This is a genomic window from Microbulbifer litoralis (assembly GCF_023634065.1).
In the GTDB taxonomy this organism is placed as follows: Bacteria; Pseudomonadota; Gammaproteobacteria; order Pseudomonadales; family Cellvibrionaceae; genus Microbulbifer; species Microbulbifer litoralis.
On sequence record NZ_JALKCV010000012.1, the window covers coordinates 59,717 to 77,525 of the forward strand.

Annotated in this window: 20 protein-coding genes and 2 tRNA genes; 7 read left to right on the top strand and 15 right to left on the bottom strand. The window is 63.8% G+C overall.

The window, feature by feature from the left end:
• Window positions 1-46: 46 nt before the first annotated feature.
• The 4 genes from MWN76_RS16340 to msrB form a co-directional block, all read right to left on the bottom strand.
• A tRNA-Gly gene (locus tag MWN76_RS16340) sits at window positions 47-122 on the bottom strand.
• A 2-nt stretch (window positions 123-124) separates the two neighbouring features.
• A tRNA-Glu gene (locus MWN76_RS16345) sits at window positions 125-200 on the bottom strand.
• Window positions 201-373: 173 nt separating this feature from the next.
• Window positions 374-1,138, bottom strand: coding sequence for a DUF1499 domain-containing protein (locus tag MWN76_RS16350; protein WP_250463208.1), 765 nt, complete (start codon window positions 1,136-1,138; stop codon window positions 374-376).
• Window positions 1,135-1,545 carry a peptide-methionine (R)-S-oxide reductase MsrB gene (gene msrB, locus MWN76_RS16355; protein ID WP_250463211.1) on the bottom strand — a complete coding sequence of 137 codons (411 nt, stop codon included), beginning with the start codon at window positions 1,543-1,545 and terminating at the stop codon, window positions 1,135-1,137. Before msrB ends, MWN76_RS16350 begins: the two co-directional genes overlap by 4 nt.
• An 86-nt stretch (window positions 1,546-1,631) precedes the next feature.
• Between msrB and MWN76_RS16360 the strand changes: the two genes are divergently transcribed.
• Both MWN76_RS16360 and MWN76_RS16365 read left to right on the top strand, forming a co-directional pair.
• The gene (locus tag MWN76_RS16360) at window positions 1,632-2,846 is read left to right on the top strand and encodes a pyridoxal phosphate-dependent aminotransferase (RefSeq protein ID WP_250463214.1); all 1,215 of its coding nucleotides are present in this window, start codon (window positions 1,632-1,634) and stop codon (window positions 2,844-2,846) included.
• 42 nt (window positions 2,847-2,888) lie between these two features.
• Window positions 2,889-3,287 (top strand): hypothetical protein, encoded by a 399-nt coding sequence (locus MWN76_RS16365; RefSeq protein ID WP_250463218.1) that lies wholly within the window; start codon window positions 2,889-2,891, stop codon window positions 3,285-3,287.
• Window positions 3,288-3,316: 29 nt separating this feature from the next.
• Here MWN76_RS16365 and MWN76_RS16370 read toward each other — a convergent pair whose 3' ends face one another.
• From MWN76_RS16370 to MWN76_RS16390, 5 genes are all read right to left on the bottom strand, one after another.
• On the bottom strand, window positions 3,317-4,243 hold the full coding sequence (locus MWN76_RS16370; RefSeq protein ID WP_250463221.1) for a class I SAM-dependent methyltransferase: 927 nt from the start codon (window positions 4,241-4,243) through the stop codon (window positions 3,317-3,319).
• A 24-nt stretch (window positions 4,244-4,267) separates the two neighbouring features.
• Window positions 4,268-5,407: an ATP-NAD kinase family protein gene (locus MWN76_RS16375; protein WP_250463225.1), complete on the bottom strand. Its 1,140-nt coding sequence runs from the start codon at window positions 5,405-5,407 to the stop codon at window positions 4,268-4,270.
• 111 nt (window positions 5,408-5,518) lie between these two features.
• Window positions 5,519-6,652 carry a 4-phosphoerythronate dehydrogenase gene (locus MWN76_RS16380; RefSeq protein WP_250463228.1) on the bottom strand — a complete coding sequence of 378 codons (1,134 nt, stop codon included), beginning with the start codon at window positions 6,650-6,652 and terminating at the stop codon, window positions 5,519-5,521.
• Window positions 6,649-7,572, bottom strand: a complete 924-nt coding sequence (locus tag MWN76_RS16385; RefSeq protein WP_250463232.1) for a 5'-3' exonuclease — start codon at window positions 7,570-7,572, stop codon at window positions 6,649-6,651. Before MWN76_RS16385 ends, MWN76_RS16380 begins: the two co-directional genes overlap by 4 nt.
• A complete protein-coding gene (locus tag MWN76_RS16390; RefSeq protein ID WP_250463235.1) occupies window positions 7,569-8,150 on the bottom strand; it encodes an elongation factor P hydroxylase in 582 nt (193 codons plus the stop codon). Before MWN76_RS16390 ends, MWN76_RS16385 begins: the two co-directional genes overlap by 4 nt.
• A gap of 266 nt (window positions 8,151-8,416) precedes the next feature.
• Between MWN76_RS16390 and MWN76_RS16395 the strand changes: the two genes are divergently transcribed.
• Entirely contained in the window at window positions 8,417-9,103 is a 687-nt protein-coding gene (locus MWN76_RS16395; RefSeq protein WP_250463238.1) for a hypothetical protein, read from the top strand.
• A gap of 50 nt (window positions 9,104-9,153) precedes the next feature.
• Here MWN76_RS16395 and tusA read toward each other — a convergent pair whose 3' ends face one another.
• Entirely contained in the window at window positions 9,154-9,387 is a 234-nt protein-coding gene (gene tusA, locus MWN76_RS16400) for a sulfurtransferase TusA (RefSeq protein ID WP_250463240.1), read from the bottom strand.
• 146 nt (window positions 9,388-9,533) lie between these two features.
• Between tusA and MWN76_RS16405 the strand changes: the two genes are divergently transcribed.
• On the top strand, window positions 9,534-9,821 hold the full coding sequence (locus MWN76_RS16405; RefSeq protein ID WP_250463241.1) for an antibiotic biosynthesis monooxygenase family protein: 288 nt from the start codon (window positions 9,534-9,536) through the stop codon (window positions 9,819-9,821).
• Here the strand turns inward: MWN76_RS16405 and MWN76_RS16410 are convergent.
• The 4 genes from MWN76_RS16410 to MWN76_RS16425 all read right to left on the bottom strand — a co-directional run bounded on the left by MWN76_RS16410 (window position 9,796) and on the right by MWN76_RS16425 (window position 12,071).
• On the bottom strand, window positions 9,796-10,440 hold the full coding sequence (locus MWN76_RS16410; RefSeq protein ID WP_250463243.1) for an alpha/beta family hydrolase: 645 nt from the start codon (window positions 10,438-10,440) through the stop codon (window positions 9,796-9,798). The genes MWN76_RS16405 and MWN76_RS16410 overlap by 26 nt on opposite strands.
• Entirely contained in the window at window positions 10,433-10,657 is a 225-nt protein-coding gene (locus tag MWN76_RS16415; RefSeq protein WP_250463245.1) for a YheU family protein, read from the bottom strand. The genes MWN76_RS16410 and MWN76_RS16415 overlap by 8 nt, the downstream gene beginning before the upstream one ends.
• 159 nt (window positions 10,658-10,816) lie before the next feature.
• Window positions 10,817-11,746, bottom strand: coding sequence for a class I SAM-dependent methyltransferase (locus MWN76_RS16420; RefSeq protein WP_250463247.1), 930 nt, complete (start codon window positions 11,744-11,746; stop codon window positions 10,817-10,819).
• Between the two features lie 22 nt (window positions 11,747-11,768).
• Entirely contained in the window at window positions 11,769-12,071 is a 303-nt protein-coding gene (locus tag MWN76_RS16425) for an MTH1187 family thiamine-binding protein (protein WP_250463249.1), read from the bottom strand.
• A 123-nt stretch (window positions 12,072-12,194) separates the two neighbouring features.
• Between MWN76_RS16425 and MWN76_RS16430 the strand changes: the two genes are divergently transcribed.
• From MWN76_RS16430 to MWN76_RS16440, 3 genes are all read left to right on the top strand, one after another.
• Window positions 12,195-12,725, top strand: a complete 531-nt coding sequence (locus MWN76_RS16430; RefSeq protein WP_250463251.1) for a glycine cleavage system transcriptional repressor — start codon at window positions 12,195-12,197, stop codon at window positions 12,723-12,725.
• Between the two features lie 419 nt (window positions 12,726-13,144).
• Window positions 13,145-13,672, top strand: coding sequence for an RNA polymerase sigma factor (locus MWN76_RS16435; RefSeq protein ID WP_250463253.1), 528 nt, complete (start codon window positions 13,145-13,147; stop codon window positions 13,670-13,672).
• Between the two features lie 32 nt (window positions 13,673-13,704).
• On the top strand, window positions 13,705-14,694 hold the full coding sequence (locus MWN76_RS16440) for a FecR family protein (protein ID WP_250463255.1): 990 nt from the start codon (window positions 13,705-13,707) through the stop codon (window positions 14,692-14,694).
• 124 nt (window positions 14,695-14,818) lie between these two features.
• Here MWN76_RS16440 and MWN76_RS16445 read toward each other — a convergent pair whose 3' ends face one another.
• A complete protein-coding gene (locus tag MWN76_RS16445; RefSeq protein ID WP_250463258.1) occupies window positions 14,819-17,584 on the bottom strand; it encodes a TonB-dependent receptor in 2,766 nt (921 codons plus the stop codon).
• Window positions 17,585-17,809: the final 225 nt, after the last annotated feature.

Here is a 17,809-nt window from a genome sequence, read left to right on the forward strand (position 1 = left end):
GTGCGCTTTCGCAGGCCTGTCTGCGCGCTCTACAAGAAGTAGAAACTGGAGCGGGAAACCGGGTTCGAACCGGCGACCTCAACCTTGGCAAGGTTGCGCTCTACCAACTGAGCTATTCCCGCAGTGGCGTCCCCTAGGGGAGTCGAACCCCTGTTACCGCCGTGAAAGGGCGGTGTCCTAGGCCTCTAGACGAAGGGGACCCCGGACTTCCCCCTGATCGCTGCGGCGCTTTGTTTTGCGCTCTGCGTCAGAAGTGGGGCGCATTCTATGTAGCACCCGGGGGGCTGTCAACACTTCGTTGAAAACTTTTTACGGTTTTTTTTCTTTTTAAGTCAGGCACTTACGAAATCCGGGGCGCCGCGGTGCGCGGCCGCTACTCCACCTCCTCGGCCCGCGCGCCGAGGTCGCCGAGGAATTCGCGGATTCGCTCCGCATTGGTGCCCAGGTCGCCCTTGCCCACCCGGGAACTGGAACGGATATCCACCCTGGCGCCGTCGCCCTCGGCCTGCACCCGCACCACCACGTCGCTGCTGAGGCCCAGCAGCGGGGTCCGGTCCACCGCCTCCAGGCGACCGCGCTCCGGGTCCTCGGCCACTATCCGCCAACCCAGCTCCCGGGCCACCTCCGCCGCCAGCTCGGTGGCACGGCTCACGGGCATGGACAACACCAGCGGTCGGATATCGTCGTACATATCGGCGTCGCGCTGCTGCCGCGCCACCGCCTCCCCCGCGTACTCGGCGCTGTTGTCGTCCCTGTGCCGCAGGGACAGTACCGCCCGGTATTGCGGCGGATCCTTCAGGTCGGTGGAGATATCGCTGATCGGCGGCGCATTCAGGTTGCCCTGCCCCATGGTCATCAGCGGTACCGCCACCGGTACCAGCCCCAGCACCGTGGCCCAGAGCGCCGCCCGGCGGGCATCCGCGTGGCGCTTCACCAGCCCCCAGATAAACACCGGCATACTCAGCAGCACCACGCCGAGCATCGCCAGGCCCGCAAGGCGGAACACCTGGAATACCGGGCCGAAATGCACCAGTTGCAGCCGCACTGCCAGCGCGGCGCAGAATATGATGGCCAGCAGCAACCACTGCGCCCGCACCAGCCAGCGGCTCCAGTGGACTGCGGCCCCGCTTTGCATCATTGTGCTCCCTGATCGCCCTCTTCCGGGTCCAGCTTTACGGATAGTGAATTAACACAGTAGCGCAATCCTGTCTCGGTGGGGCCGTCGGGGAAAACGTGCCCCAGGTGGCAGCCACAATTGGCACAGAGGATTTCCGTGCGGCGCATGCCCAGGCTGTTGTCCGGCTTCTCCTCCACGGCACTCTCGCGCGCCACCGTATCGAAACTGGGCCAGCCACAGCCCGACTCGAATTTGGAATCGGACTGGAACAACACTTCGCCACAGCAGCGGCAGCGGTAGGAGCCGTCCTCGAAGACATCCCAGTACTCGCCGCTGAAAGGGCGCTCGGTGCCCGCCTCCCGGCAAACCTGGAATTCTTCCGGGGTCAGCTTATCGCGCCAGTAGTTATCGTCTTTTTCTTTTGACATACTCTTGCTCCTTAATTTAAACGCCACCCTGTGGAAGCGGACCGGACCTGCACCCGGCGCTCCCGCGGTGCCCCAGGATTCACACCATGAAGGACATTCTCAAGTCGGAAAAACTCCACGGCGTCTGCTATGAAATCCGCGGCCCGGTCATGGCACAGGCCGCGCGTATGGAAGAGGAAGGCCACCGTATTCTCAAGCTGAATATCGGCAACCCGGCCCCCTTCGGCTTCGGCGCCCCCGACGAGATCATCCAGGATGTCATTCACAACCTGTCCCACGCCCAGGGCTATGTGGAATCCAAGGGCCTGTTCGCTGCGCGCAAGGCCATTATGCAGGAGTCGCAGACACTGGGCATTCCCGGCGTCGATATCGATGATATCTACCTCGGCAACGGCGTTTCCGAACTGATTGCGATGGCCACCCAGGCGCTGCTGAACACCGGCGACGAAGTGCTGCTGCCGATGCCCAACTACCCGCTGTGGACGGCGGCCACCAACCTCACCGGCGGCCACCCGGTCATGTACCGCTGTGACGAAGAGGCCGGCTGGCTGCCGGATATCGACGATATCAAGGCCAGGATCACGCCGCGCACCCGCGGTATCGTCGTGATCAACCCCAACAACCCCACCGGTGCCGTCTACCCCCGCGCGCTGCTGGAGGAGATCGTGGAGGTCGCGCGCCAGCACGACCTGGTGATCTTTGCCGACGAGATCTACAGCAAGATCCTCTACGACGATGCCGAGTTCACCCCCATGGCAAAGCTGGCCGAGGACGTGCTCTGCCTGAGTTTCAACGGCCTGTCCAAATCCTACCGACTGGCGGGGTTCCGCTCCGGCTGGATGACCGTGACCGGCGCCAAGCACCGCGCCAGGGGCTTTATCGAGGGCATGGAGATACTGTCGTCGATGCGCCTGTGCAGCAATGTGCCGGCCATGTTCGCGGTGCAGACGGCACTCGGCGGCTACCAGAGTATCCAGGACCTGGTGCTTCCCGGCGGGCGCCTGCGCCAGCAGCGCGACCTGGCCCACCGCATGCTGAACGACATCCCCGGTGTCAGCTGCGTCAAACCCCAGGGCGCCATCTACCTGTTCCCCAAACTGAACCTGGACCACCACAAAATACGGGACGACGAGCAGCTGGTGCTGGACTTCCTGCGCCAGGAGAAAGTGTTGCTGGTACACGGCCGCGGCTTCCACTGGGATGCGCCGGACCATATGCGCATCGTCTTCCTGCCGCGGGAAGACGACCTGTCCCACGCCATCGGCCGCCTGGGGCACTTCCTGGAGCGCTACTCCCAATAACGCCCAATAGAGAAAGCGATAAAAAATACCGTAAGCCGTATCATGCTCGACGATCTGCATATCCACGATTTTTACCGCGACGCCGGCAGGACCCTGCTGGCGCTGTTCAACCAGTTCCCGGCACCGGCCACCGTCTACGTGGAGGATATCGCCGGCCCGGACACCCCGGACGAATTCGGCCTGCACTCCCCGCGCCACCTGGCCTGCCTGGGCGCCATGAGCTGGCTGAAACAGTGCGGCTATATTCACTTCACCCAACTGGTGCGCCAGGAGGCGGTGGAGGAAGCGGCGCTGAGCCACCGCAGTTTTCTACTGCTGATCGCCAAGACCGAATCCGGGCACAGCAATGCGCAGCTGCTGGACGAGACAGTGCGCGGCGGTTCCTCACCGCAGATACAGGAATTGATGGAGCGGCTGATGCGGGAATTCGCGGCGCTGTAACCTCTGCCGATCCCCGAGGCACCCGGAGATTACCGGCGAAAACTCACATGCAGCATTTTCAGCGCCGCATCCGGATCCCGGTCCGGGAAATCCGGGCTCTGCGGCAACCGCGCCACCACCCTGAAGCCGCCATCCGCCCCCTCGATCAACGCGCGAAAATGCGCCTCGCTGTGCGCCGGTGAGTTCATCACCATCAGCAGTTCCGCCTCGTCCGCCAGGCACCGCGGCAGCAACTGCAACAATTTGCCGTAATTCTCACTGACATCGAAGCGTCCCTTCTGTCGCGTGGGCGGGTCGACCACCGCCAGCTGGAAAGGACCGCGGCGGTCGAAGCGGCCGAAATCGCGCAGCGCATCCAGTTTCAGGAACTTGATGCCCTTCAGGGGCAGGCTGTTGAAGGTATGGTTTTCGCGACCGCGGTTGAGCACGCCGCGATTGACATCGACATTGATAATGTCCAGCTCGCCGGCGGCGCGGGCGATGGCCGAGAAGGCGCAGGTAAACGCAAACAGGTTCAACAGTTTCAGGTTTTCCGTACCCGCGTGGGCCCGCACCTGCGCCTCCAGCCAGCGGCGCCCGGGTTCGATATCCAGGAAGAAACCCACATTCTGGCGCTCGAATGTCAGGGGGAAACGCAGTGCACCGCGGCGCGCCACCGGCGCCGCCACCGGCTGGCCGCAGGGCCACTCGATCGGCGCGCCCTGCCGGTAGCGTCGCTGGGCGGCAATACCGAGATAGCCGCGAGGCTCCGCCAGCCGCCAGAGCTGCTCGCAGAGTGCATCCTCACCCTCGTGCTCCGCGAAGAAAGTCACCAGCAGCACGGGATAGAACCGGTCCACACAGACCTGTTCCAATCCTTCGTATGTGCGGCCACGGCCGTGAAACAGGCGGCGGCTGTCGCTGCTGCCGTCACCGAGTTTTGCTTCCACCTGCGCCAGCAGGGAGTTCCAGTTCATCATGCCATTCCAAATTTGCGCACACTACGGCGTGTCGCCATTGCTGAGCGGGTAGAGAATCTCGTCCCGGTAACCGGTGACCACGCGGATAAAACCGCTCCACTGCGCATCCAGTTCCGCATCGCCGCTGTCCACCAGCAGCGGCCGGCCGCCGAGTTCGGTGATTTTGGTCTTGGTGGCGATGACGACCAGGTTGTCCCGCCCGACATCGCGCAACACTTTGGGGGAAAACTGCTGGTTGCCGCGGCCGATCAGGTGCCCCTGGCCGCCGATGGCGGTCAGCAGGATTTTTACCGGGCCGCCGTGTGCGGCAACGGCCTGTTCGATTTCCGGTGCATTGACGTCGGTCGCGACCAGTTGCCCGTCGCGCAACAGGTCCACTCCCAGCAGGGTGCCGTCACAGCCCAGCTCCTCCAGCACCGCCAGGGTGGTGGAACCGGGGCCGACGATATAGAGAGTGTCCGGTTCCAGCTCCTCGATCACCCCGGCGGCGATATCGGCTACTGCCAGCTCTTCCACCTCGCGCCCGGCATTCTTGACCGCCTGCAGGAAGTGGCCCTCCTCCGGCACCAGCAGTTCGCCGTAGTGACGCGTGCTGACGCGGCCCTCGCGGAAGGAGTTCTCGTCGATATCCCGCACTTCCCGCTCGCGCAGGTCCACCAGCTGCCCGGCCATCAGGCGTCGCAGCACTTCGCCGCCGGCCTTTGGGGAAATGGCGAAACAGGCCGAGTGCATTTTTACCCCGGCGGGAATACCCAACACCGGGAAGGCGTCGCCGAGGGCATTGACCATATTGCGTGCGGTGCCGTCGCCGCCGGCAAACACAATCAGGTCGGCGCCGGCATCGCGGATCGCCTGTGCGGCGCGCTCGCTGTCGGCCGGCGTCGATGGATCGGTGGCAGCCCTGCCCAGCACCGTGACGGCAAAACCCAGCTCCAAAGCCAGGTTTTCCCCCATTTCACCGGCAAAGCAGAGGATTTCCAGTTGATCCGAAAATGGCTTGAGCGCATTCAATGCGATGGCGGCACGTTTGTTCGATTGGGGTTCAATGCCCGCTTCCAGCGCCTGTTTGACGGTTTCAATTCCGTCGCTCCCCTTCAGCCCCGCGGGGCCGCCGATGCCAGACCAGGGATTGATGACCAATCCGAGTTTTGCGAGCTTCACTTCAACTCCCACTGGTAGGGTGCGCCGCGCGCACCGAAAAAATTCGGAACCCACCCCTGCCTCCTCCGGTGCGCACGGCGCACCCTGCGGCACGGGGCTCTTTGCCGGGGCTCAATCCAATCCCAGTATCGCCAGCTGTCGCCGCCCGGCCGCATCCAGCGCATTCCCGGCGATTGAAAAGTGGCAGAACTCCAGCCGCTGCGGGTAGTCGCGACGGAGCCGGTCGAAGGACTGGGCCATGGGGATTTCTCCAGCCACCGCGTTGCGCAGGCGCCGGTCGTCGTTGCGCGGATCGTAGATTTGCAATAGCAGATCGGCCATGGCGGCGAAGCCGCCGGGTGCGCCGGGCACCAGCCGGGTTTTGCCCCGGCTGCCCTTCTCTCCCGCTCTCTCTTCCGATGGCAGAGGGGCGCTTACGATTTGCGCGTTTTCCAGGGCTTCGCGGATCATGCGGGTTCCGGACAGTTTGCCATCGAGGCTGTAGCCCGCGATATGTGGCGTGCCGATGTCCACCAGCTCCAGCAGGGCGGTATCGATATCCGGTTCGTTTTCCCAGACATCCAGCACCGTCGTGAAATGTTTCCCCTTTCGCAGCAATTCCAGCAGGGCGGCATTATCGATCACCGCGCCGCGGCCGGCACTGATCAGTACCGCGCCGTCCTTTATATGCGCCAGTTGCTCGGCGCCGATCATGTGCAAGCTCGGGTGCGGCCCGCCCTTCACCAGCGGCGCGTGCAGGCAGATCACGTCCTGCTGCAGCACCCGCTGCAGATCCGCCGCATCCGGATTGTCCGGCAACCAGGGATCGTAAACGGCACAGGGTATTCCCAGCTCCCGCAGACGCCGCTGCAACAGGCCGCCGACATTGCCGCAACCGACGATGCCGAAACTGCGCCCGCGCCAGTCTGCCCCCAGCGACGCCAGCGCACAGAACACATACTCCACCACCGAGTTGGCGTTGCAGCCGGGTGCGGCGCTCCAGGTGATGTCCTGTCGCTCCAGCCAGGCGGTATCCAGGTGGTCGGTGCCGATGGTACAGCTGCCGACAAAGCGCACCGGTGTGCCGGCGAGCAGGCTTTCATCGACGGTGGTGACCGAGCGCACCAACAGGATATCCGCCCGCAACAGCTGTTCGCGGCCCAGGCTGCGGCCGTTTACGCGCTGGATCTCCCCCAGATCACCGAAGTATTCTTCCAGCGCCGGAATATTTTCGTCGGCGACAATGGTCAGTCCGGAATCCGTCACGCCATCTCCCTACTTTCTATAGTCCGTTCGATTTTAGCCTTGAGGCCACCGATACCGAATGCGTCCGCCAGCGCCTGCGCCACTGCCACATCGGCACCGCGCCAGGCCAGGCCGTCGCTGGCGATCCCCAGGTCGACATCCTCCACCAGCGAGGCGAGGCGTTTTGCCAGCGCGATCTGGTCGGCGTGCCCGGCCAGTTTTGCAGCCAGCCCACCGGCACCGCGCAGCTTCAGTTGCGCCACCCGCTCCGGCGCCTGCAGCAGCGCCTCGACACTGTCGAATTCCGCCAGCAACGCCGCGGCGGTCTTGGCGCCGACGCCGGGCACCCCGGGAATATCGTCACTGGTATCCCCCACCAGCGCCAGGTAATCGGCAATCTGCGCCGGGCGCACACCAAACTTGTGCCGGATGGCCGCGGCATCAGAGTGGTGGTCCGCGGCGAAATCCCACAGGGACAGGGCGCCGCGGTCCAGCAACTGGCCCAGGTCCTTGTCGCGGCTGATGACGATCGGCCGCTGCTGCCGGCACAGCCGGGTCAGGCTGGCGAGGATATCGTCCGCTTCATAGCGGTCGCTGGAAAAACTGGCGATACCCAGCACCTCCGCCATCTCCCGGCAGGCCGCCAACTGGTACGCCAGCGCCTCGTCCGGCAGTGCGCGGCTGCACTTGTAGTCCGGGTAGAAGTCGTTGCGGAAACAGCTGCCGAGGGATTCGTCGAAGGCGCAGGCGATATGCGTCGGTCGGCGCGCCAGCAGGTCCAGCAGGAAATTGGTGAAGCCGTACACCGCCTCGGTATCGTAGCCGTCAGCGCTCTGCCAGTTGGGCGGCAGCGCAAAGTAGTAGCGGAAAATATAGACGGAGGCATCCACCAGGAAGGTGGCGCCGCTGCCGGTGTCTACAGAGAAATGTTCACTGTTCACGACAGGTCCGCCAGTGGGTACAGCGCCCTGTCGAACGGTTGCGGGCGATCGAACTCCCGCGCCAGTGCCAGGGCGAAGGTGCGGGCGCGGTCGTTGACGCCGCGGTCGCAGTAGCCCAGCACCTGCTGCCAGATGGCGCGCCGGAAGCTGTCGCTGGGCCCCAGGCCACTGGCCAGGTTGTCGGCGCTGACCCGGAACCCGAGGCCGCAGGCGCGGGCGAAGATCCACTCCAGCGCCTGGGGTTTGATTTCCACCCGTTCAAACAGCTGTTGCTGCGCCTCGTCGCGGCCGTCCGGGGCGTACCAGTAGCCGTAGTCCGGCTGTTGCCGCCGAGCCGCGCCGGCCACACACCAGTGGGCCGCCTCGTGCAGGGCGCTGGCCGGGTAGTCACGGGTGAATTCGATGCGGTGAAAGCCGCGGCCCCCGCTGGCGGGGCGGTAGTAGGGCTCGTCAAAGCCGCCGCACAGCCGCGTATTCAGGCCGTCCGCCGCGCCGAAGCAACCGTCGAACACCCGCGCGATGCGGGCCGCGGGGGCCGGTTCGGTCAGCGGGCAACATTCACTGGGCAGGGCTGGCAAGGGCTTCTCCGCACTGTGGCAAAGGCGCGGACTATAGCAACGCCACCGCCCGGTTCAAAGCCCGCGTTTGGCGCACGGGAACAATGAAAAGTACGCCACCGATAACCAAGGGGTCTAAGACGCCAGTTGTATTTCGGTACTTCTGCATATACCTTTAGTGGCAGGGACACCGGAAAGGGCCCCGCCCTGCATCCGGGGTTCCCCAGGGGGGAACAAGCAGTAAAACGCCGCCCTGCACCATAACCGGCCCTGCAAGGAGGTGCTCCATGACCGACCACAGCTCCAGCAACGTGGTTGACCTCTTCACCGGCGAGCCGATCGAATCTTCTGCGAGCAAGCGCTTTATCCGCCTGTCGCCGGAGCTCGATGGCTTGGAAATGCTCTACTCCAACAACTCCAGCGGTTCAGATCTCTACAGTCTCAAAATCCTGTGCTGGGGGCTCAAGGCAAACGGCGAAATTGTCGGCCTGGTTCCCTGGCTGAACTCCATCGTGCCCTGCCCGGATATCCGCGACCCGCTCGACGGGCGCTTCGAGGGCTACTACGACCCGGGCATCGAGGAAATCTTCCACGAGCCCCCGATCCACAAAATCGTCGAACTGGAAACAGCGGCGGAATACTTCGAGTACGAGAACAGCAAGGCCGACGAGGTACTGCAGGAAATTCCCGATACCATCGGCACCCATGCGGTGTTTATGGACGAGCAGCGGGAGAACCTGACCCTGACGGAAGTGGTCAGCTGGCGGCTGTATGCCAGCGGTGAGATCCACGGCATGCTGATCGATCACGACATAGTGGAAACCACCCCGGTGCTGCCGGGCGACCTGTGCCTCTACCCGGCCCAGGAGGCGTCGGACTTCCGCTATTTCTTCCAGCACAACATCGCCAACAAGATCAAGGCCGAGGACCCGGAGGCTCTGGCGGCGATCGCGGCACTGGTGAGTTCTCCCTAGGGCTAGGGCAGCGCCATCGCGCGGGCGAACCCCAGCTTCGCCCGCGCGTTTCAGGATTCCGCCTTCCGGATCCAGAAAACAAACTCGTCGCTCTCCTCCGCGTGATCCACCAGCTCGTAGCCCAGAAACTGGCAGAACTTGGGGATATCCCGCTGGGTGGAGGGATCGGTGGCGAGGACCTGCAGCACGTCGCCGGGCGCGAGCTTGCGTACCGCAGCGTGCAACATCATGACGGGCTCCGGGCACAGCAGGCCGCGGGCATCCAGGGTGTGATCAGACTTCATGGCGCCATTTTCCGGGATTTCCGCTCTCCAGTCATCTGCAACTTTGCCTCACCAGTCGGCCAATATGCCCGGCAGCGAAAATAGAGACCACCGGCGAGGTCGCGGTAGAATCGGCGCAAACCCCAGTAGTGATCAAGAGTAACAGGATGATTTACGTTTTGATTGAGCGGGAGATTGCGCCGGATATGGAGAGCGCCTACGAAGAGACCGCGCGCAAGATACTGACGCACGCCTACCGCACCGTGGGCTTTGTGGAGGGCCAGACCTTTACCGAGAAGGGCAATCCACGGCGCCGCTTTACTCTCTCGCACTGGCAGTCGGAATTGCACTGGCAGGCCTGGTACACCAGCGAGGACCGGCGTGCGCAGATGTCGCTGCTGAAGCCGGTGTTGCTGGGGGAAGAGCGGATTACGATCCTGCAGGCGGCAGGATAAAACCCGCCACCGCATCCACCGCCGATTGCCAGTGCTGCTCGCGGGTAAAGCCACTGGCGCGCCTGGGTTTGAAATCGTGGTCGCCATCCTCCAGCCAGTGCCTGCGGATGGAATCCGGCAGGCCGTAACCCGCCACCTCTTCCGCATTCCCGAGCGGATCGCGGCTGCCCTGCACCACCAGCGCCGGGCACTCGAGCGCCAGCAGGTGCCCGGTGCGCAGTTTGTCCGGCTTGCCGCGCGGATGGAACGGGTAGCCCAGGCACACCAGCCCGGCGATGTCCCCGCTCCCGAACAGCTCATCCGCCAGCAGGCTGGCCACCCGGCCGCCCATGGACTTGCCGCCGATAAACAGCGGCACACCCGGCTCCGCCGCCTGCCCGACCCGCTCGCGGAAACAGTCCTGCAACTGCGGCATCGGATTCGGCGGGCGCCGGCTGCCGCCGCTGCGGCGCTGGGCCATATACGGGAACTCGAAGCGCAGTACCTCGATACCGCGTCCGCAGAGGCCGGCGCTGATGGCGTCCATGAACTCGCTGTCCATGGGCGCGCCGGCGCCGTGGGCAAACAGGAAACGCGCCCGCACACGGTCGGCGGGCGTATCGCGCAGGAAATCAGGCATCGTCCGGCAGGTCCTCCGCCAACACCAGGTTGACCGATTCCTCGCCGGGCTCGAACCAGATCACCACATCGCCGGCCTGCAGCTGCCGCCGCAGGCTGGCCACCTTGTCCCCGAGGCTCACCTCCCGCTCACCGTAATCGGTGCCGTCGCGGGTGGCGTACTCCTCCAGCAGGTTCTGCAGGGTATCGGGATCCAGTTGGTTTGAAGGGATGATCATATGACTGCTTTACAACAATATTTGCGGGAATGCCTGGGATCGCCGAGCGCCAGGCGTAGCCCGGATGAAGCGCAGCGGAATCCGGGATAGGATGCGGCTAGGCACCGGAATCCCGGATTCCGGCGCTACGCGCCTCCATCCGGGCTACAGGCTCACTGCCTACTGCTCACTGGCCGCGGGTTTGCGGAAACGCAGCGTCATACGGTCGCTCTCGCCGATGGCCAGGTACTTCTCCCGGTCCTTGTCTTTCAGTGCCAGGGTCGGCGGCAGGGTCCAGACGCCTTTGGGGTGATCGGCAGTGTCTTTCGGGTTGGCATTGATCTCACTGCTCTCCTCCAGCTCAAAGCCAGCCTTCTTCGCCACCTCGATCACATGGTCCTGGGTCACGTAGCCGCTCTCGATCATTACCTCGCGACTGGTGCCGGGCTTGGCGCGGTGCTCAACGACACCCAGCACACCGCCGGGCTTGAGGGCAGCGAAAAACTGATTGAACGCCTTCTGCTCGTTGTCGCCACGCATCCAGTTGTGCACATTGCGGAAAGTGACCACTGCATCGGCGCTACCGTCCGGGGCCACCTTCACGCCCGAGGCCGGGTCGAACTCGGTCAGGGTCACCTTGCCGTAGCTCTCCCGGTCGGCCGCCATCTTCTCCTTGAAGTTTTTCAGCGAGCGCTGGTAGTACTCCGCCTCGCTGTCCGCCGGAAAGTGCGCCGCGTAGAAAGTGCCCTGTTCTTTCAGGTAAGGCGCCAGGATCTCGGTGTACCAACCGCCGCCGGGGGCGATCTCCACCACCGCCATACCCGGCTCGATGCCGAGAAACTCGAGCGTCTCCGCCGGGTGGCGGTACTGATCCCGCTTCGCGTAGTCCGCGGTGCGTTGCGGCCCGGCAATTACCGATTGCAGGTCCACAGCCTCGCCAGCGGCCGCGGCATCCCCAGCGGTATCCCCCGCTGCATCCTGGACGGCCCCTTCGGTGACGTCGCTCCCCGTTTCGGCCGCGGTGTCCTTGGCAACATCGCCCTCCTGCGGGGAGCAGGCGGCCAGGGTGGTCGTACAGGCCAGTGCGGCCAACAGTTGTCTGATATTCATTCTTCTTTCCTCCTGTGAGTTTTTATTGGTCCAATCTGGATTCAACGCTGTCGATCTTATCCTGTAAAGACTGTTCGCGATCGGTGCGAGTTCCCAATTTCAGGCTGGTACTGATACGCGGCGCCCCCAGGGCATGCACCCGTTCATGGCAACGCTTCACCGCCGCCATCACCGCATCCCACTCGCCCTCGATATTGGTGCCGTAGGCGTGCATGTGATGCGACAGCCCCGCCTCTTCCAACACTTTCTGGCACTCGGCGATATATTCGCCAACCGAGACTCCGGCGCCGATGGGAATGACACACAGATCGGCATGGACTTTCATGATCGGACCTCCCGACGTTATCCGGTTGGCGGCGCCCCGTCAGCCTTGCGCGGCTGTTATCAGGCGGGCCGCCAGTGGCTACAATGCAGTGTAACCGCGACTTCCGCAGCAAAGGAACACTCAATGCAACAGCACCTCGTAATCTCCCTGATCAGCGACGACAAGCCCGGCGTGGTGGAAAGGCTCTCCGCCGTGGTGGCCGAAAACGGCGGCAACTGGGAAGACAGCCGCATGGCGCATTTCGCCGGCAAGTTCGCCGGCATACTGCGGGTCAGCGTTGCCGGCGAGGCCGCCCAGGGGCTCAGGGACGCACTGTCGGCGCTGGCAGCCGAGGGCTACAAACTCCAGGTCGAGGACACCAGCACCCTGGCCGCCGGCCCGCAACAGACCATCCGCCTCAAGCTGGTGGGCAACGACCGCCCCGGCATCGTGCGCGAAATCTCCCGCGCACTGGCCGCGCGCCAGTTGAACATGGAGCAGCTGGAAACCGGTTACGACAGCACCCCCTGGAGCGGCGAGCCTCTGTTTACCGCTGAGTGCACCATCAGCGTGGCCGAGGATATGGACCTGGACGGCCTGCGCGACGAACTGGACGAAATCGCCGACGAACTGGGCGTGGAAATCGACTGCGAAGAGGTCACCGCTACGCTGTAACCCCCGCCCCGATATCCCGTAGGAGCCTGCCCCGCAGGCGAAAAGGCTGGCCAATCGCCTGTAACGCCGGCCCCCAAACACAACCCACAGTAGCCCGGATGAAGCGCAGCGGAATCCGGGAACAGGCGCCCCCCTAACCCCGGATTCCGGCGCTGCGCGCCTTCATCCGGGCTACGCCCGTGCCACCACAAATATTCGCCTGCGTAGCCCGGATGAAGCGCAGCGGAATCCGGGTGCGCACACGCCCGTCCCTTTCGCCTGCAGGGCAGGCTCCTACATTGTGGCGAAACTATCACCACCATTGAAACCATAAAAAATTATTATGCCGCACAAAGCCGTCATATTCCGTCTGTACCCTAAAGCGCGCGGAAAAATATCAAAGCCGTGACAAAAAAATGACAGCGGGGTACGGGGACCCAATGGAAAAACTGACCGCCGAACGCGAGCGAATCATCGAGGAACTCGCGTCGGAAAAGCCCAGGCTGATGAACTATATCCGCAGGCGCGCGCGCAACGTATCGGAGACAGAAGATATCTACCAGGAGGCGATGGCCCGCCTGGCCCGGCAACTGCAAACCGGTGAACTGCCGGCCAACCCGGCCGGCTACCTGTACCGCATCGCCACCAATATCATCAACGACAATATGCGCCGCCGGCAGGAGCCGATGGAATCGGTGGACGAACTGGCCGACAGCCTCAGCTGCGAACAACCGCAACCGGACCAGCAACTGAACGACCAGCAATGCCTGGCGCTGTTTGTAAAGCAACTGAACGAACTGCCAACAACCACCAGGAACATCATCATCATGAGAAAGCTGGACGGCAAAACCAATGTGGAGATCGCCCGACACCTGGGGCTGTCCGCCAAAGCGGTGGAAAAACAGCTCAACCGGGCCCTCAAAGCCATCGAATCGAAAATGGCCCGCTACCTGGAACCCCGGGCCTGACCAAGTTCCCTGCAGACAAACCGACAATGACGATGAACACAGAACTTCCACTCAGCGCAAAAGAAATAGAGAAGATCTATGACTGGACCGTGCACGGCGGCGCGGAGAGAGCCGGTACCGGCACCCGCGAGCGCTACGAAAACTGGCTGCGGGAGAAGCCGGCCAGGATACGCAAGGCCCGGGAAGTGGAGAACATCTGGAACCACCCGGATTTCGAGAAGGCCGTGCGGCTGGTGGGCAGCAATACCAGTATCGAAGCGGCGCCGGTACAGCCGCAAACCGGCCAACTCCGGTGGTCCCTGGCCGCGGCGGCGACAGTGCTGGTCGCCCTGTCGATAACATTCATACAGCAACCGCTCCAGCCCAGCGACAACGACACCAATCGCGTCTACGCCACCGAGAGCCAGCAGACCAGCCGCACGGCCCTGGCCGACGGCAGCACCCTGGACCTCAGCGCCCGCTCGCGGGTATCGGTGAATTTCAGCGGGCGCGAACGCCGCATCCGGCTCTACGACGGCGAGGCCCGGTTCACCGTCGCCAGGGACAAACAGCGGCCCTTCGTGGTGGAATCCCGCCATGCCTCCATGAAAGCACTGGGCACCGTCTTCAATGTGGACCAGCGGGACGGCATCACCGAGCTCACCGTGCTCGAAGGTACCGTTGCCGTCCACCCGCTGGAACAACCGGGCCGCGAACTGCAGATCACCGCCGGCGAGCGCCTGCGTGTTTCCAGCAACGCCCTGGGCACCGTGCAGAAATTCAACCTGGCCGCCTACAGGAGCTGGCTGGAGGGGCTGGTCCAGGTGGAGGATATGCGCCTGGAGGAATTGCTGGCGGAATTCAACCGCTACTCCGCCAAACCCCTGGTCGCCGGCGACCACCAGACCCGCAACCTGCGCGTCAGCGGCACCTTCGACCTGAACAGGATAAAAACCAACCTGCAGATCCTCGCCACCCTGCACGGCCTGGAGATTTCCGAATCCGGCGAAGAAATCGTCCTGCGCAGCAACCGCAACCGGTAGCCCGGATGAAGCGCAGCGGAATCCGGGAACAGGCGGCCCCCCAACCCCGGATTCCGGCGCTGCGCGCCTTCATCCGGGCTACATCCGTGCCGCCATAGGTATTCGCCTGCATGCGGCTCCCGCATCAAAAATCCACCGCCACCCGCAACTGGTATCGCCGCCCCTCCCGGTAATCCAGAAACGTCTTGCCACCCTGGTCGTAGTGCCGCGCGCTGTCCAGCAGGTTCTCGACGGAAAAGGTCCCGTGCATACCGGCAAACAATGGCGTATTGAATGCCAGCGACAGGCTGTCGTACGGATCGCGGTAGACATCCGGCACGCCGTAGCTATTGCTGACGATATACAGCTCCCGCCCCGAGCGCTTGTACAACAGGGACACACTGCGATCGCTGTCCAGGTGCCGGTACTGTAACTGCAGGCTGCCCAGGTACGCCGGCTGCCCCTGCAGGGGCCGGGTCTCGGCCTCGCGTCGCAGGTCGGGGGGGATATCCACTTGCGAGTGCATGCCCGCGTAACTGGACTGCAGCTCCAGCTTGTGGGAATCGGCAAACACCCGTGCGAAATCCAGCTCCAGCTCGTAGCCGTACAGGCTTGCCGAGTCCGAGTTCAGGTAGCTGTAGATATTGAAGGCCCGGTTGTTGGATATCACCGGATCGAAAAACACACCCTCGATGGCGTTGTCGATGGTCTTGTAAAAACCGAGCAGCTTTGTATCCAGGCCCAGCTCGTCATCGCTGAACTGCCAGCGCAGATCCCAGTTCTGCGCCTCCGCCAGTTCCAGGTTGGGATTGCCGGTCACCTCGATGCGCAGGTCGGTATCCTCATAGCGCCGCGGCATCAGTTCATTGATTCCGGGCCACACCACCGTCTCGCTGTAGCCCAGGCGCAACTTGTGCCGCGGCGAGGGCTCGAGCCCCAGCGCCGCCGAGTAGAGATCCCGGCGGCCATCCAACAGCGACACCCGGCCCTGCGGCTGCCTGTCCCAGGCATCGGCCTCCACACGGTCGCCCTCGCGTCGCATGCCCAGCAAAAATTGCCAGCGTTCGCCGTAGCGGGCGTCCGCCAGCAGGTAGCTGGCCCGATTGCGGTGTTCGGCCGCGTAGAAATCGCCATCCAGCTCCGGCGGGCTCAGCGTGAACTTCATATCGTTGTCCAGCAGGAAACCGTCGGATCCCGGCGCGCCGATAATGGTCTCCGGCGTCAGGATGCCGGCGGGATTGTTCCGCTGCCGCAGCTCCCAGCTGGCATCGAGCGTCCCCTTGGCGATGAAAGTATATTCCAGCAGGTAGCCATCCTGCTGCGCGTCCAGTATGTCCGTGCCGGCTTTCAGGTCCACAGACCAGTCGTCCCGGAACCATTGATAGGAAGCGCTGACACCGGCACTCAGCGTCTCCTCACCCATATCCTCCCAGGCCACGCGAAAATTGTTGTAGCCGGGCTGGAACAGGTAGGAATAGGAAACACCGTTGCGGGCGTAGCGGTAGCTGACGTCGTAGGGGCGGGTATAGCGGGAGCGCGCAGAAGTCAGGTGCCAGTTTATGGCGATACTCTCTTCGGGGCCGACGAAGTGGCTGCCGTAAAACTGGCCCAGCGCCATCTGTTTTTCCGTCCAGTTGGACAGGCTGCGCAGGCTGTCCTCGCCATCGTATTCGCCGGAACGGTTGCGCTCGCGGGTCTCTATCTGCTCGGCGCGGTTGACGCTCTGCCGCAGCAGCAGGAAATTCGCCCCCAGGTGATGCCGCTCATCCAGCCCGTAGCCCAGCGCCAGCAGCCCGTTCAGGTTGATGATGTTGTCCAGGCGCCGGTGGCTGGCGTCCTCGGTGGCGAAAACGCTGCTCCCTTCCCCACCCTCCTGCTCCGGCGAGAGGGAGAAACGGTTCAATACCTGGGAAAACAACGACCGCTGGCGCCACTCGTTGCGGTAGCCCAGGGAACCGGTCACGCCCCAACTGTGCCGCCCCCGCTGCCAGGAGCGGCCGCCGCTCAGGTTGAAGAGACCATCCGCGCCCGCCTCGCCGAAATACAGGCCGTAATCGCGCGGGATCACCTCCCCCGCCGCCTCCCGCTGCGCCTCCGGCCAATCGTCCGGGCTGCCCAGGTGGGCGCTTTCCCCGATCAACCGGGGCAAGGCGCGGCCGCCGTCGTCATAGCCCAGCCAGTCGCGCTCGCCGGTATAGCCACGCAGCACCTTCTCCCCGGTGGTACCACTGCGGTAGCCGCCGCCGGATACCAGCGTCAGCGAGGTCTCCTCGGGAATGCGCCGCGTCTCGATATTCACCACCCCGGCACTGGCATTGCCCGGCGCATCGGCGAACACCGACTTGCGCAGGTCCACCTGGTTGAGGATATTCACCGGGAACACATCCATCGGCACCCGCTGGCCGGAGGGTTCCAGACTGGGAATGGCGGCGCCGTTCAGGCGCACCGACTGGTAGCGGCCCTTCATGCCGCGAATCACCGCGTAGCGTTCCTGCTCCATCTTTACGCCGGAGATCAGTTCCAGCGCCGAGGCCAGGTCGGTAATGCCGAGGGAATGGATACGGTCGAAATCCAGCGCCGCATCGGCGCCGCCCTTGTAACGGCCATAGCGGTTGCCACTGCCGCTGGTGGGCTGCCCTTCAAAGGCGCTGGCCTCCACCACGACCTCGGCAATCGATGGCCTCGCCACCGGTGCGGCAGGTGCCTGCCGGCCCTCCGGCCCGGCCCGGAAAACCACCAGCGTATCGCCGATCAACTGGTAATCCAGCCCCAGCGGCCCCAGCAGGTTCCGGGCGCGCTCCTCCAGCGGCCCGCACCCCGGCGGGGCCACCACCTTCTTGTTGCGCACCAGTGCCGGGTTGGTTACCAGGCGGTACCCGGATGACTGCGCCAACGTGTAAAGCGCGGACATCAGGTTCTGCCCCGGCTCCGGCGCACAGGGCGAGGCAAGCGCCGGCAGGGCCGCGAAAGGCCACAGGAACCGGCCGCACAGGGCCAGAGGACGCAGTGCAGAGGGAATATCCAGAAGAGACTCCGGGAACCGCTTATTGGGAGAATTTTGGTTTACGGCATCCGGATGGTCGCAAACACATATTGCGAAAAAATGACAAGGGCGCAGTCCAGTTTATCAAGGGCC

Bases quoted from the DNA above. Each gene is read 5' to 3' on its own strand.
- MWN76_RS16425 (WP_250463249.1), bottom strand. From the start codon at position 12,071: ATGAAAGTCCATGCCGATCTGTGTGTCATTCCCATCGGCGCCGGAGTC.
- MWN76_RS16440 (WP_250463255.1), top strand. From the start codon at position 13,705: ATGAACACAGAACTTCCACTCAGCGCAAAAGAAATAGAGAAGATCTAT.
- MWN76_RS16370 (WP_250463221.1), bottom strand. From the start codon at position 4,243: ATGAACTGGAACTCCCTGCTGGCGCAGGTGGAAGCAAAACTCGGTGAC.
- MWN76_RS16435 (WP_250463253.1), top strand. From the start codon at position 13,145: ATGGAAAAACTGACCGCCGAACGCGAGCGAATCATCGAGGAACTCGCG.
- MWN76_RS16350 (WP_250463208.1), bottom strand. From the start codon at position 1,138: ATGATGCAAAGCGGGGCCGCAGTCCACTGGAGCCGCTGGCTGGTGCGG.
- MWN76_RS16405 (WP_250463241.1), top strand. From the start codon at position 9,534: ATGATTTACGTTTTGATTGAGCGGGAGATTGCGCCGGATATGGAGAGC.
- MWN76_RS16415 (WP_250463245.1), bottom strand. From the start codon at position 10,657: ATGATCATCCCTTCAAACCAACTGGATCCCGATACCCTGCAGAACCTG.
- MWN76_RS16360 (WP_250463214.1), top strand. From the start codon at position 1,632: ATGAAGGACATTCTCAAGTCGGAAAAACTCCACGGCGTCTGCTATGAA.
- tusA (WP_250463240.1), bottom strand. From the start codon at position 9,387: ATGAAGTCTGATCACACCCTGGATGCCCGCGGCCTGCTGTGCCCGGAG.
- msrB (WP_250463211.1), bottom strand. From the start codon at position 1,545: ATGTCAAAAGAAAAAGACGATAACTACTGGCGCGATAAGCTGACCCCG.
- MWN76_RS16365 (WP_250463218.1), top strand. From the start codon at position 2,889: ATGCTCGACGATCTGCATATCCACGATTTTTACCGCGACGCCGGCAGG.
- MWN76_RS16445 (WP_250463258.1), bottom strand. From the start codon at position 17,584: ATGTCCGCGCTTTACACGTTGGCGCAGTCATCCGGGTACCGCCTGGTA.
- MWN76_RS16395 (WP_250463238.1), top strand. From the start codon at position 8,417: ATGACCGACCACAGCTCCAGCAACGTGGTTGACCTCTTCACCGGCGAG.
- MWN76_RS16430 (WP_250463251.1), top strand. From the start codon at position 12,195: ATGCAACAGCACCTCGTAATCTCCCTGATCAGCGACGACAAGCCCGGC.
- MWN76_RS16420 (WP_250463247.1), bottom strand. From the start codon at position 11,746: ATGAATATCAGACAACTGTTGGCCGCACTGGCCTGTACGACCACCCTG.
- MWN76_RS16410 (WP_250463243.1), bottom strand. From the start codon at position 10,440: ATGCCTGATTTCCTGCGCGATACGCCCGCCGACCGTGTGCGGGCGCGT.